The organism is Nonomuraea cavernae, assembly GCF_014646355.1.
GTDB classification, from domain to species: Bacteria; Actinomycetota; Actinomycetes; order Streptosporangiales; family Streptosporangiaceae; genus Nonomuraea; species Nonomuraea cavernae.
In genome coordinates, this window is the sequence record NZ_BMNH01000011.1 from 71,786 (window position 1) to 84,563 (window position 12,778).

Sequence of the window (12,778 nt, forward strand, 5' to 3'; positions counted from 1 at the left end):
GGCGGGTTGCACGGTGGTGAACGGATCCGTTAACGCCACTGTTACCCCTGTTCGGGTACGAACGTCGGCATGCGGATTCTGGTGGCCGAAGACGAACGCGATCTGGCCGATCTCGTGGCGGTGGGGTTGCGCCGCCATGCCATGGCCGTCGACGTGGTGTACGACGGGGCCGCCGCGTCACAACGGCTGGCGGTGCACGACTACGACGTGCTCGTACTGGACCGGGACCTGCCCGAGATGCACGGCGACCTCGTGTGCCGTGAGCTGGTGGCGAACGGGAGCCGTACGCGGATCCTGATGATGACGGCGGCCTCGGCGGTGCCGGAGCGAGTCGCGGGTCTCGGGATGGGGGCCGACGACTACCTGCCCAAACCGTTCGACTTCGCCGAGCTGGTCGCACGGGTGCAGGCGCTGGGGCGGCGCAGCCGGTCGCAGGTGCCTCCGGTGCTGACGCGGCACGGGATCGTGCTCGACGCGCATCGGCTGCAGGCCTCGCGGGACGGGCGGCACCTGCACCTGTCGCTCAAGGAGTTCGCCGTCCTCGAGGTGCTGATGAGGGCGGACGGCGGGGTGGTGAGCTCCGAACGGCTGCTTGAAGAGGCATGGGACGAGAACGCCGATCCGTTCACGACGGTGGTACGGGTCCTGGTCAGCCGCCTACGGGCCAAGCTGGGCGACCCGCCGTGCATTCAGACGGTTCCCGGAGCGGGATACCTTTTGTGACGACGATCCGGGTACGGCTCACGCTGATCTACTCCGGGCTGTTCCTGCTGACCTCGGTCGTGTTGCTGGTCACGGTCAACCTCCTGCTGCGCCGGGCACTGGAGGCGCGGATCGCCCGCCTGCCCGAGGGAACGCCGGCGCCGACGCGGGTGACGCCGGGCGATCGGCTGCCGCCGCTGCCCCGGCTGCAGCCACTGCCGCGGCTGCCCGAGCTGGTGAACGACGTGATCGGCTACCAGTGGGAGGCGACCGGGTTCACGGTCGGGATCCTGGTGCTGGTCTCGTTGCTCGTCGGATGGCTGGTCGCCGGGCGGATCCTGCGGCCCCTCCACCGCATCACCGCCACAGCGCAGCGGCTGTCCCTGTCGACCCTGCACGAACGGATCGCGCTCGCCGGGCCGAAGGACGAGCTGAAGGAACTGGCCGACACCTTCGACGCGATGCTCGACCGGCTGGAACGCTCCGTCGCGGGGCAGCGGCGGTTCATCGCGAACGCGTCCCACGAGTTGCGAACCCCGCTGGCCGTCCAGCGGGCGGCGATCGAGATCGGGCTCCCCGAGGACGTCGGCGAGATCCGCGACACTCTCCTGCTCCACAACCACCGCGCGGAGAAGCTCATCGACGCCCTGCTGGTCCTGGCCCAGGCGGAGCACGGCCTGGACGACAGGAGTCCGGTGGCCCTGGACCAGGTGGTACGGCTCGTCGTGGCGGAAGGGGGCGCGGAAGGGGGCGCGGACGGCGTCACCGTGACGGCGCGGGCCGAGCCGTTCGTCGTCGACGGGGATCCGGTTTTACTGAACCGGCTCGTCACCAACCTCCTCGACAACGCGGTCCGCTACAACCATCCCGGCGGAACCGTCGAGGTCACGCTCTCCCGTGGAGTTCTGAACGTCCGCAACACCGGCCCGGACGTGCCCCAGGAACGTTTCGACGATCTTTTCGAGCCCTTCAGGCGGCTGCAGACGACCCGTGGGGAGGGCTCGGGGCTCGGGTTGTCGATCGTCGCGTCGATCGCGAAGGCTCACGGGGCCGACGTGCGCGCGAGCCCCAACCCGGGGGGCGGGTTGGAACTCGTGGTGGTTTTCGCGGGAGCCGAGGATGCGGAGGCGAGTCGGTGATCATGGCGGCTCGGCGGGCGCTAGGCTACTCCGATCCCCCTCCACAGAGCTCGGAAAGTCCCCCCGATGCGCATGATGAAGTTCTTCTGGTCGGCAGCGGTGGCCCTGTCGCTGTGGGAACTGCTGGCCGAACCGCTGTTCGCCGAAACGGTGATGGTCACCTGCAGCAGTGCCGGGCCGCTGGAGTGGCCGCAGCCGGTTCCGGCGGCCCAGGTGGCCGGCTTCCTCGGTGACTGGCTCGGCCGGCTGCAGCCCGTACTGCTGGCGCTGACCGCGTTCTGGGCGATCCGATCCCGCCCCCGGGGCGGCCCCTACGCGGGCCGGGGCGGTTTCCCGCTCCCCGCCACGCTGGGACTGGCGCTCGCCCTGCTTCCCGCCGCGCTGGTCGAGGCCGAGGACCGGCTGTCCGCCGACATGCCCTTCATGTGGCAGGAATGCCTGAACGCGCAGATGACGACGCCGTCCTTCGTGGTGCCGCGACTGATCCTGGCCTGGCTCCTCTCCCCCACCACCATGGTCCTGCTGGCCGGGATCGTGGGCGCGGGCATCCGGCCGCGCCTGACCGAGCTGCGCGCCACCGTGCTGGCGGTGGCAGCCGCCGTACTGGCCGTGTTCCTGCCCGCCGCGCTGATCGGGCTGCCGGTCAACGCCGACGGCACCCCGCGTTACGCGGTCGCCGGCGCGGGCCGGCCGTACGTGCTGGACCTGGAGACCGGTGAGCCGGTGAGCCTGCTGCCCCAGGCCACGCGCACCTACTTCCAGTACGATCTCGTCGTCCGCGACACCGAGCCCGGCCGCTACGTAGCGGCGCTCACCAGCCTGTCGGGCCGTCACTTCCGCCTCTACCGGCTGTCCATGGGCGACGACGGCCGGATCACGGTCGGCGAGCGGCTCACCCCCACCCTCGAAGGCACGGTCAACGGCCTGGCCGTCTCCACCGAGGGCCGCATCGCCTACGGCCGGATCACGGACGATGCCCGCTTCGCGGGCACCCTGGAACGCGAATGGCCGGTCAGCGGCTACCGTCTCCAGTGGCTGGACACCCGGGTCCTCGCGCTCCCCGAGCACAGCGTCCCGGCCGGCGTCCTGGCCACCCTCGACGTGGGCACGGGCGCGATCGGGGAGGTCGCCGCCCCGCCCGAGCACGAGTTCACCCGCCCGATCCTGCCTCTGCCCGGCGGGCGGCAACTGCGGGCGCTCGGCTGGCCGACCCGCACGCTCGTCCTGCATGAGGGGACGCGGCTGGTCAGGAAGGTCCTGACGGTGGACTGCGGCCACATCGAATCGCTGGCGCTCGACCCGACCGGCCGCCACGCGCTGGTCGGCGTCGACCGGGAGGCCGCGGAGATGGACCGGTCTCCGCTGGCCGGGCTGCCTCCGTGCGGCGGCGCCCGCTCCCAACTGCTGCGCCTCGACCTGGAGACCGGTCGCACCCGCGTGGTGCCCGGCGAGCAGGACCCCTTGGTCCAGGCATGGTGACGGCGACGGCTGACCTGGGAGAGGAGGCTCACGCCCGAAGATGAGCGAAGGGTGACCGGCCCTGACCTTCGGCTCCCGGTCTGCCGCTGCGAGGCTCCGGCGACCTGCGGTTGACGCCATCGGCTAATGGCATTAGCTTTACGGCTACACAGATGAGCTTGGAGGCGGAATGACCGAGTTCCTGAACGTCGACGGTGGGCGGCTCGCGTACGAAGTGTCGGGCGAAGGGCCGCTGATCGTGCTGGCCCACGGCATGGGTGACGGCCGCGGCGCGTTCCGCCACCTGGCGCCGCTGCTGGTCGAAGCCGGACACCGCGTCGCCGCCATGGACATCCGAGGGCACGGCGAGTCGAGCGTCGGCTGGCCCTCCTACACGCGCACCGATGTGGCCGGCGACCTCGCCGCGCTCATCCGGCATCTGGGCGGGCCGGCCGTCGTCGTGGGCCACTCCTTCTCCGGCGGGTCCGCGACCATCGTGGCGGCCCGGCACCCCGAGCTGGTCAGCGCCGTGGTCGAGCTGGGCCCGTTCACCCGGGCGCAGAAGATCGACCTGGGCGGGCTGCTGCGCAACCCGCGGCACCGCAGCGGAATGACGCGGCTCATGGGCGCCGCGCTGTTCAGGAGCGCCGGCCTGTGGAAGAGCTACCTCGACGTCGCCTACCCCGGCGTCAAACCCGCCGACCACACCGAGTACGTCACCGCGCTCCAGGCGGACCTGCGCCGGCCGGGCCGGATGGCCGTGGTCGGCAAGATGGGTCAGTCGGCGCCTGTCGACGCCGGCGAGTGCCTGGCCGGGGTCCGGTGCCGCGCCCTGGTCGTGATGGGCCGCCAGGACCCCGACTGGCCCGACCCCGAGGCCGAGGCGAACGGTATCGTCGCCGGCATGGCGCCCGGGGTGGGCCGCGTCGCCATGATCGAGGGAGCCGGCCACTACCCTCACGCGCAGTATCCGGCCGAGGTCGCCCACGCCGTCCTCGGCTTCCTCAAGGACTGACCACGGCCGGCGAGATCGCCAGGGCCGTGCGGGACGTGATCGGAAGGAGGCCGTCGATGGCCAGGGCGGCGTTGTCCCGTGAAGCGGTGGTGGAGATCGCCCTGCGGCTCGTCGACGAGGAGGGGGAGCCGGGGCTGACCCTCTCGGCGGTGGCCGCCCGGGCGGGCGTGGCCACACCGTCCCTCTACAAGCACGTACGCAACCTCGCCGAGCTTCGGGAACTGCTCTCCATCCGGATCATGGGCGAGATAGCCGACGAGGCGGGCGCGGCCGTGCTCGGCCGGTCGGGCGACGAGGCGGTCCGGGCGCTGATGGAGAGCTGGCGCTCGTATGTCCTGCGCCACCCCCGCCGCTACTCGGCCATGCTGCAGACTCCGGAGCCGGGCCTGGCCGAGGCCGGATCCCGGCTGGTCGGCATCGTGCTGGCCGCGCTGCGGGCCTACGGGTTGAGCGACTCGGCGGCGATCCACGCGGCCCGGTGCGTGCGCGCGGCCGTGCACGGGTTCTCGGTGCTGGAGGCCGCCGGCGGGTTCGGGCTCCCCGAGAAACCGGACGAGAGCTACAACCTGCTGATCGACGTGATGATCTCCGGCCTGAGCGCTCACCGGCCCGGCTGACGAGCGCGCGGCTCCCGGACGGGTTTCCGCGCACCGGCTCTCAGCTGGTGGCGCCCCAGGTGAGAGAGAAGCCGGTGGCGGCGCGTTCGGTGCGGATCTCCATCATGCTGCCGAGGATGGTGGCGTGGTCGGACACCACGGGCGTGGCGTCGAGCGTGAAGGTGATCCGGGTGCTGACGAGCACCGGGCTGCCCTGCGGCTCGTGGAGGTGGCGGGCGGCGGCCGGGTCGAGCAGACCGGGCCGCACCACCTCCGACGCCCGCGCGACCGTCACTCCCGCGTCGGCGAGGGCCGCGTAGAGGGAGACGGCGGTGAAGTCACGGTCGCGGATCTGTTCGGCCACCGGCCGGCGGACCCAGGACACCTGGTGTACGGCGGGACGTCCGGCGAACTCGCGGACCCGCTCCAGCCGCAGGGCGGTGTCGCCGGGACGCAGCCGCAGCTCCGCGGCGATCCGGGCGGGGGCCCGGCGCACCGCCCGCCCCTCCACCGAGGTGCGCACGTCGTGGCCCTGTTGACGCAGGTCGTCCACCAGGCTGCGGAGCGAGCCGAGCTGGTACGCCAGGTGCGGCGGGGCGACGAACGTGCCCCTGCCGGGCTGCTGCACGATCAGCCGCTCGTCGCTGAGCTCGCGCAACGCCTGGCGCAGCGTCATGAGGGTCACCCCATAGGAGGCGCTCAGCTCCCGTTGCGGCGGCAGGGCCTCACCGGGGGCGTAGTGCCCCGACCGGATCTTCGCGGCGAGGTCGGCGGCGATGGCGCGGTATCGCGCCTCGTGCCCGGCGTCGGCGGTCATCGTGGTCGGTCACACTCCTGGTCGAGGGCTTGCCGCAGGGTCACGAGGAAGGCCCGCAGGTCGTCCGGCCCGGCCCCGTCGAGCACCCGCCGCATGACCGCGGCCCCGACCACCACGCCGTCGGCGTGCCGGCGGGCTTCGCGTGCCTGGGCCGGGGTGGAAATGCCAAATCCTAGCAAGACCGGCCGGTCGGTGACGTGCCTGAGCCGCTCGGTGAGCTCCGCCGCCGAAGCGGCGAGGTCGGCCCGCTCACCGGTGGTGCCCATCAGCGACACCGCGTAGACGAATCCGCGGCTGCGGCACGCGATCTCCGCCAGCCGTGGTTGCGGCGTCGCCGGCGACGCCAGCAGGGCCACCTCGATCCCGGCGGCGGCGGCCACGTCCGTCAGCTCGCCCGCCTCGTGCACCGGCAGGTCGGGCACGATCAGGCCGCCGACGCCGGCCCGGCGCAGCGCGGCGCAGAACGCCTCGGGGCCGTCGTGCAGCACCAGGTTGTAGTAGGTGCTGACGACCAGCGGCACGCCCAGGTCCGGCAGGCCGGACAGGTCGGCGAGGATGCGGCGGGTGCTCGCCCCTCGGGCCAGGGCCGTGTCACTGGCCTGCTGGATGGTGACGCCGTCCAGCGTGGGATCGGAGAAGGGCAGGCCGACCTCGATCACGTCCGCCCCGGCGGCGGCGAACGCCCGCAGGTAGTCCGTCCAGCCGGGCGTGATCCCCCCGGTGACGTACGGCATGAGCAGGCCGCGGCCGGTGTCCCGGCGGGCACGCAGGTGGCGTTCGACCGCGCCGGCGGCCAGGACGGGGTTCGTCACAGCAGCTCCTTCAGGGTTGAGACGTCCTTGTCGCCCCGGCCGGACAACGTCATCAGCACCGTCGACCCCGCGGGCAGGTCGCCGCCGCCCGCCGCGCTGATCACCCAGGCGAGGGCGTGCGCCGATTCGAGCGCCGGGACGATGCCTTCGGTACGCGCCAGGCGTACCGCCGCGCCGACCGCCTCGTCGTCGGTCACCGTGACGTAGCGGGCCCGGCCCAGGTCGCGCAGGTGGGCGTGCTCCGGGCCGACGCCCGGGTAGTCGAGCCCGGCGGCGATGGAGTGCGGCTGGGCGATCTGCCCGTCGTCGTCCTGCAGGAACAGCGAGCGGCAGCCGTGCAGGACGCCGAGCCGGCCGCGGGCCGCCCCGGCGCCGCCCTCCGCCTCGACCCCGACCAGGCGCGCCGGGGTGTCGGCGAACCCGGCGAACGTGCCGGCCGCGTTGGAGCCGCCGCCGACGCACGCGACCACGTGGTCCGGGACGCCGGTGCGCAGCTCGGCGGCGCACTGCGCGCGGGCCTCGTCGCCGATGACCCGCTGGAACTCCCTGACCATCCACGGGTACGGGTCCGGCCCGACGACCGAGCCGACGCAGTAGTGGGAGTCGCCGGTCGCGCCCACCCAGTGCCGCATGGCCTCGCTGGTCGCGTCCTTGAGGGTACGGCTGCCCGTGGACACCGGGACCACCTCGGCGCCCAGCATGCGCATCCGGAAGACGTTCAGCGCCTGCCGTTCGATGTCGCGTTCGCCCATGAACACCGTGGCCTCCAGCCCGAGCAGGGCGGCGGCGGTCGCGGTGGCCACCCCGTGCTGGCCCGCTCCCGTCTCGGCGATCAGCCTGCGCCGTCCCATCCGGATGGCCAGCAGCGCCTGACCCAGCACGTTGTTGATCTTGTGGGATCCGGTGTGGGTGAGGTCCTCGCGCTTGAGGTACAGCTGCACGCCCAGCGCCTCCGACAGCCGGCGGGCCGGTGTGAGCGGGGTCGGCCGCCCGGCGTGCACGGCGAGCAGCCGCGCCAGCGCGCCGCGGAACCCCGGATCCGCCCAGGCCTCCCGGAACGCCTCGTCCACCTCGCGGCACGCCTCCACCAGAGACTCCGGCGCGTACCGCCCGCCGTACTCGCCGAACCGGCCCCGCGCTCGGGGCTCGCCCATCGTCCCGTCCGGCGGGACCGGCTCGCGCCACGGCGACACGTCTGGCATGCCATGCTCCGATCGTTCTATAACTCTCTAATGAGTTCTATAACAGTCAGTCTGGCACGGACGGCGCGGGCGCGCCACCACCGATGCCGCCGCGTGCCGCCGCGCGCCGAGGAACTCGGCCGGGTGATCGCACCGTCTTCATCTGCGACTACCTGGCGGAAGAGGAACTGCGCCGCGAAATCCACGAGGGCCTGAACGTGGTGGAGAACTGGAACTCGGCCGACAAGGACATCTTCTACGGCAAGGCCGGTGATCTGACCGGCGACGACCGTGAGCACGTCGAGGTCTCCGCGCTGGCCCTTCACCTGGTCCAGGCCGCGATCGTCTACCTGAACACCAGGATGGTGCAGATCGTCCTCGCCGAGCCGAAGTGGCGGAAGAAGCTCACCGACGCCGACCGGCGCGCCCTGTCGGCTCTCTTCTGGTCCCATCTGAACCTGTACGGCAAGTTCGAGCTCGACATGAGTTATTCGACACCGAGATGACCGCCCTCGCAGCCACAAAGAGTAGCGATGGTTACTCAGCGCTACTCTGCCCCCGGTGGCGGCGACCCGAGCGCCGGGCCTACCGGCGTGTGTCGGCCGTAGGTGCGTCCAGCGGTTCGGGCCTGGCGCTGGGTGCGGACGCGTCGGTGACGCGGAAGACCGCGAGGATCTCCCCGATCTGGTGGTCGCGTTCCAGGGGGTGGCGCAGGGGCAGGGACGGGTTGAGCTGGTAGCGGTTGCGCCGCCCTTCGCGGGTGACGGCGAGGTATCCGGCGGCGACCAGGTCGGCCACGATGCGTTGCGCGGCGCGTTCGGTGATGCCGACATCGACGGCGATCTCGCGGACGCGGATGCCGGGGTCGCGGGCGATGCACACCAGGACGTGGGCGTGGTTGGTCAGGAATGTCCAGTCGGATACCACGGTGGTCATGGTAAAAGCATGCTCCTCGTATCGCGAAAGGGGAAACACGACATGGACACCCCCGATGGCCGTGCCGATGCAGGGCATCGGTGGGACGAGTCAGCGTCGTGTCAGCGGCGGGCGCTGCGCCCGCCGCTGTGATCGCCGCGTTGGCCGCCTGCGGGGGGAGTGGTGCCAGGCGGCCGGATCGGACCTGGTGCGGCAGCGGGTTGAGGCTGAAGCCGGGCGGTGGCGTTTCCGGCGCTGCCGCGGGTGGCCAGCAGGCTCCAGCCGATGGAGACGCCGATGGTGACGACGATGACCCCGAGCGTGACCGGGATGGGCAGTTTCCCGATCGGGGTCTCCGAGGCGATCAGCTTGATGCCGGCGAAGGCCAGCAGCAGGGCCAGGCCGTAGTGCAGGTGCACGAACCGGCGCAGCAGCCCGGCCAGGCAGAAGTACAGGCTGCGCAGCCCGAGGATGGCAAAGGCGTTGGCGGTCCAGACGATGAAGGTGCTGGTGGTGATCGCCAGGATCGCGGCGACCGAGTCGATGGCGAAGATCAGGTCGGTGGCCTCCACCGCGATGAGCACCACGAACAGCAGGGTGGCCACCCGCTTGCCGTCGATGCGGGTGAAGAACCGGGCGCCGTGGTAGCGGGGGTCGGTCGGCACGACGCGGCGCACCAGGCGGACCACCGGGTTGCGGTCCGGCGGGGGGTGCTGGTCGTGCCGGAAGGCCATCTTGTAGCCGGTGTAGACGAGGAACGCGCCGAACAGGTACGCCGTCCAGAAGAACGTCTCCAGCAGTTCGGCGCCGACGAAGATGAACACCAGCCGGAAGGCCAGCGCGCCGATGACGCCCCAGAACAGCACCTTGTGCTGGAGTGCGGCGGGGACTGCGAAAGTGGTGAAGATCAGCGCGAAGACGAACACGTTGTCGACCGACAACGCCTTTTCGATCAGGTAGCCGGCGAAGTAGGTGCCGGCTACCTGCCCGCCCTGCCACGCCCACAAGATGGCGCCGAAGGCCAGTCCGGCGGCGATCCACACGCCCGACCAGATGGCCGCCTCACGAAAGCCGATGACGTGGTTGTCGCGGTGCAGGAACAGATCGACCGCGAGCATCACGGCCACCGCCAGCAGCACCGCGGCCCAGGCCCACCAGGCAACAGACACGGAGCAGACCTCCTCGACCGGGCCGCCACGCGCGTCGCGCGACGGCACTCTTCGTGGTCGACGGTCTCCCCGGACCACCCACGGACAGAAGCCGGGCGGCTGCACCACCGGGGCCTGGATGGGCCGGGCCCGTACTGGCGGCGGTGCGGTGACTAGTCGGGTACTCCCCCTCGAACTACGCTCCAGTGTTCACGATATTCATTTCGTGTGTCAAGGGTCAGGTATCAGCACCCCATGCTCGGCACGGCAGCCGGGAGGATCTTCGGCCGCGAAGCGCGGCGCGAGCGACCGCCCCGGCGAGAGATGGCGTGCCGCCTGGTCGGCGGGCTCCACGTCCCTCGGCGTTCCTCGGCCTGCCTGTCGCCCAGGGGCAGGCTCACCTCAAGGTGATCCGTCGCGCCCGGGCGAGGTTGGCGATCAGCTCGGCACGGCTCTGGTGCTCGTGCGCCACCCACGCGGGTTGACCGGGGCCGCTGCGCCACGACTCGCTCAGCGGGCTGTTGTCGGCGGTGTCGAACCCGAACTGGTCGTACAGCCGCGTCACGAGTTCCACGGCTTCGGGAAAGTCGCTCGAGGCCGACAGCGCCAGACGGCCGGGGGTGCCCGCCGGCCTACCCGCGGTGGTGATGCGGGGAGCCTGGATGTGGGTGAAGGCCTTGACGACCTTGGAGCGCGGAAGGTGCTCCTGGCGCAGCTCGTGAACCGTCTTCTCACCCGAGTCGATGACCGGGATATGGCCATCGCGCCAGACCATGTAGTTGTTCGTGTCCAGCACGATCTTGCCTGCCAGCTCCTCCGCGGGCATGTCGTTGACCACCTTGAGGGGGACCGCCACGACTGCGAACTCGCCGGCGGCGGCAGCCCCGGCGGCGGTCGCGGCACGCGCTGACGGTCCCAGCTCGTCGATGAGGTCCCGCAGAGTCTCAGGTCCTCGTAACCGCGGCTACGCCATCCCCGGCGGAGGTGCGGTCATGGGACTCAGATCTGGTTCAGGCCGCCGTCGACGTACAGGCTCGAACCGGTGATGAAGCCGCTCTGCGCCGAGGCGAGGAAGGCCACGGCGGCGGCGACCTCCTCCGGGCGCCCGAGCCGGCCCAGCGGCACCTGCTCGGCCAGGTGCCGCTTGAAGGCGTCGACCTGCTCCGGGCCGCCGACGAGCCCTGCCAGGCCAGGGGTCTCGATCGGGCCGGGCGTGACGGTGTTGACCCGGATGCCACGTCCCTTGAGCTCGTTGGCCCAGGTCCGGGCGAACGACCGGGTGGCGGTCTTGGTCGCCGCGTACACGCCGAACGCCTCCGCGCCGACGTCCGCGTTGGTGGAGCCGTTCAGGATCACCGAGGCGCCGTCGTTGAGCAGTGGCAGCGCCTTCCGAACGGTGAACAGCGTGCCCCGGACGTTGATGCCGAACAGGGTGTCGAAGTGCTCCTCGGTGACCTGCTCAAGCGGCACGAACGCGGCGACGGAGGCGTTCGCGAACAGTACGTCCAGGCCCCGCCCCCGGCCGCGGATCGTCTCGTAGAGCCGGTCCAGGTCGGCCAGGTTCGAGATGTCGCCGATCACCCCGGTAGCCGCTGAGCCGATCATTTCGACGGCCGCGTCCAGCTCGGTCCGGCGCCGGCCGGTGATGAACACGTGTGCGCCCTCGGCGGCCAGCCGTACGGCACTGGCCAGGCCGATTCCGGTGCTGCCGCCGGTGACGAGAGCGGTCTTGCCCTCAAGTGGTCCCACCTGAATGACCTCTTTCGATTTCTGTATCGATCGATACTGAAGTCGAAGCGTAGCACTTCCGCATCGTTCGATGCAGAAGAGGTAGGGTGCGGACATGAAGACCAGGCAGAGCGGCCCGATCGGCCGGCCGCGAGGATTCGACGCCGACGAAGCTCTCGAGCGCGCCATGCTGGTCTTCTGGGAGCACGGCTACGAGGGGGCCAGCCTGGCCACCCTGACCAACGCGATGGGCATCTCCACCACCAGCATGTACGCGGCCTTCGGCAACAAGGAGGAGCTGTTCCGCAAGGCCCTGGAGCGCTACACCGAAGGCCCGAGCGCATACCTGGCCCGGGCCCTGGAGGAGCCGACCGCCCTCGGCGTCACCACCGCGATCCTGGCGGGCGCCATCCGCACCACCACCCGCCCGGCCCATCCCCACGGCTGCATGGGCGTCCAGGGCGCCCTGGTCTCCGGCGACTCCGGGCGTGGAGTCCGTGACCTTCTCGTCGCCTGGCGCAACAACGGCTGCTCCCGCCTCCAGGAGCGGTTCCAGCGAGCCATCGACGACGGCGAGCTGCCTCCGGAGACCAATCCGCGGCTGCTGGCCCGCTACGTCACCACCTTGGCCTTCGGCATCGCCGTGCAGGCCGCGAGCGGGGTCGGCCGCGACGAGCTCCAGGAGATGGCCGACGCCGCCCTACGCACCTGGCCGCTCCCCTGAGAACCGCGCGAGGACCGCGGCGCGCCCCGGTGCCAGGAGGCGGCGAGGTCGCCTCACGTGACGGCGGTGCCCTCAAGCTCGACCATCAGGCCGGGGATCGCCAGCCGGGTCACCCCGAGCATCGTGGTGGACGGCGCCACCCCGGCGGCGCCCAGCCTCGACGCCAGCGCGCCGTAGTGCTCGAAGAGCCGGTCGACGTCGGTGGTGTAGACGTTGAGCCGGACGAGGTTCGCCAGGGACATGCCGCCCTCGCCGAGCACGGCCTCCAGGTTGTCGAGGCTCAGCGCCAACTGCGCGCCCATGTCACCGGCATGCTGGGGCTTGCCTTCGCCGCTCATCGCGGTCTGCCCGGAGCAGTAGAGGGTCCGGGTGTGCCCGGAGACGATCTCACCCTGGTTGTATCCCAGCTCCACCGACCATGCCCACGGGTTGACCGCCGTTCGCTCCATCGCCACATCAGCTCCATTCGATTCGCCGACCTTACCTAGGTCCGTCGGCTCGGTTGCCGCCGTCCCTGTGGTCGTGGTGATGAGCGTCCCAACG

14 protein-coding genes and 1 pseudogene are annotated in these 12,778 nt (G+C 71.3%); 7 read left to right on the top strand and 8 right to left on the bottom strand.

Annotation, left to right across the window (positions count from 1 at the left end; all coding sequences use genetic code 11):
- Positions 1-69: 69 nt before the first annotated feature.
- The 5 genes from IEY82_RS19245 to IEY82_RS19265 all read left to right on the top strand — a co-directional run bounded on the left by IEY82_RS19245 (position 70) and on the right by IEY82_RS19265 (position 4,931).
- Positions 70-723, top strand: a complete 654-nt coding sequence (locus IEY82_RS19245) for a response regulator transcription factor (protein ID WP_189125539.1) — start codon at positions 70-72, stop codon at positions 721-723.
- Positions 720-1,841, top strand: a complete 1,122-nt coding sequence (locus IEY82_RS39920; protein WP_189125540.1) for a sensor histidine kinase — start codon at positions 720-722, stop codon at positions 1,839-1,841. The genes IEY82_RS19245 and IEY82_RS39920 overlap by 4 nt, the downstream gene beginning before the upstream one ends.
- Before the next feature lie 66 nt (positions 1,842-1,907).
- Positions 1,908-3,320: a hypothetical protein gene (locus tag IEY82_RS19255; protein WP_189125541.1), complete on the top strand. Its 1,413-nt coding sequence runs from the start codon at positions 1,908-1,910 to the stop codon at positions 3,318-3,320.
- Positions 3,321-3,489: 169 nt separating this feature from the next.
- Positions 3,490-4,314, top strand: coding sequence for an alpha/beta fold hydrolase (locus IEY82_RS19260; RefSeq protein WP_189125542.1), 825 nt, complete (start codon positions 3,490-3,492; stop codon positions 4,312-4,314).
- 56 nt (positions 4,315-4,370) lie between these two features.
- Positions 4,371-4,931 (top strand): TetR/AcrR family transcriptional regulator, encoded by a 561-nt coding sequence (locus IEY82_RS19265; protein ID WP_189125543.1) that lies wholly within the window; start codon positions 4,371-4,373, stop codon positions 4,929-4,931.
- A 40-nt stretch (positions 4,932-4,971) separates the two neighbouring features.
- Here the strand turns inward: IEY82_RS19265 and IEY82_RS19270 are convergent, their stop codons facing one another.
- The 3 genes from IEY82_RS19270 to trpB are packed head-to-tail and all read right to left on the bottom strand — an operon-like array spanning position 4,972 to position 7,741.
- Positions 4,972-5,727 carry a GntR family transcriptional regulator gene (locus IEY82_RS19270; RefSeq protein WP_189125544.1) on the bottom strand — a complete coding sequence of 252 codons (756 nt, stop codon included), beginning with the start codon at positions 5,725-5,727 and terminating at the stop codon, positions 4,972-4,974.
- Complete coding sequence (gene trpA / locus IEY82_RS19275; protein ID WP_189125545.1) at positions 5,724-6,539, bottom strand: tryptophan synthase subunit alpha; 816 nt, start codon at positions 6,537-6,539, stop codon at positions 5,724-5,726. The genes IEY82_RS19270 and trpA overlap by 4 nt, the downstream gene beginning before the upstream one ends.
- Complete coding sequence (gene trpB, locus IEY82_RS19280; protein ID WP_225263352.1) at positions 6,536-7,741, bottom strand: tryptophan synthase subunit beta; 1,206 nt, start codon at positions 7,739-7,741, stop codon at positions 6,536-6,538. Before trpB ends, trpA begins: the two co-directional genes overlap by 4 nt.
- A gap of 83 nt (positions 7,742-7,824) precedes the next feature.
- Here trpB and IEY82_RS19285 point away from each other — a divergent pair, with 83 nt between their 5' ends.
- Positions 7,825-8,226 carry a Tn3 family transposase gene (locus tag IEY82_RS19285; RefSeq protein WP_189125546.1) on the top strand — a complete coding sequence of 134 codons (402 nt, stop codon included), beginning with the start codon at positions 7,825-7,827 and terminating at the stop codon, positions 8,224-8,226.
- Between the two features lie 79 nt (positions 8,227-8,305).
- On the opposite strand, the gene IEY82_RS19290 is transcribed toward IEY82_RS19285, so the two are convergent.
- The 4 genes and pseudogenes from IEY82_RS19290 to IEY82_RS19305 form a co-directional block, all read right to left on the bottom strand.
- Positions 8,306-8,656 (bottom strand): helix-turn-helix transcriptional regulator, encoded by a 351-nt coding sequence (locus IEY82_RS19290; RefSeq protein ID WP_189125547.1) that lies wholly within the window; start codon positions 8,654-8,656, stop codon positions 8,306-8,308.
- Between the two features lie 101 nt (positions 8,657-8,757).
- Positions 8,758-9,804, bottom strand: a complete 1,047-nt coding sequence (locus IEY82_RS19295; protein ID WP_189125548.1) for a TerC family protein — start codon at positions 9,802-9,804, stop codon at positions 8,758-8,760.
- A gap of 376 nt (positions 9,805-10,180) precedes the next feature.
- Positions 10,181-10,726 (bottom strand): annotated as a pseudogene (locus IEY82_RS19300) (NADPH-dependent F420 reductase); the annotation flags it as partial.
- A gap of 56 nt (positions 10,727-10,782) precedes the next feature.
- Entirely contained in the window at positions 10,783-11,532 is a 750-nt protein-coding gene (locus IEY82_RS19305) for an SDR family oxidoreductase (RefSeq protein WP_189125549.1), read from the bottom strand.
- Positions 11,533-11,626: 94 nt separating this feature from the next.
- Between IEY82_RS19305 and IEY82_RS19310 the strand changes: the two genes are divergently transcribed.
- Entirely contained in the window at positions 11,627-12,235 is a 609-nt protein-coding gene (locus IEY82_RS19310) for a TetR/AcrR family transcriptional regulator (RefSeq protein ID WP_189125550.1), read from the top strand.
- 53 nt (positions 12,236-12,288) lie between these two features.
- Here IEY82_RS19310 and IEY82_RS19315 read toward each other — a convergent pair whose 3' ends face one another.
- On the bottom strand, positions 12,289-12,684 hold the full coding sequence (locus IEY82_RS19315) for a RidA family protein (RefSeq protein WP_189125667.1): 396 nt from the start codon (positions 12,682-12,684) through the stop codon (positions 12,289-12,291).
- Between the last annotated feature and the right edge of the window lie 94 nt (positions 12,685-12,778).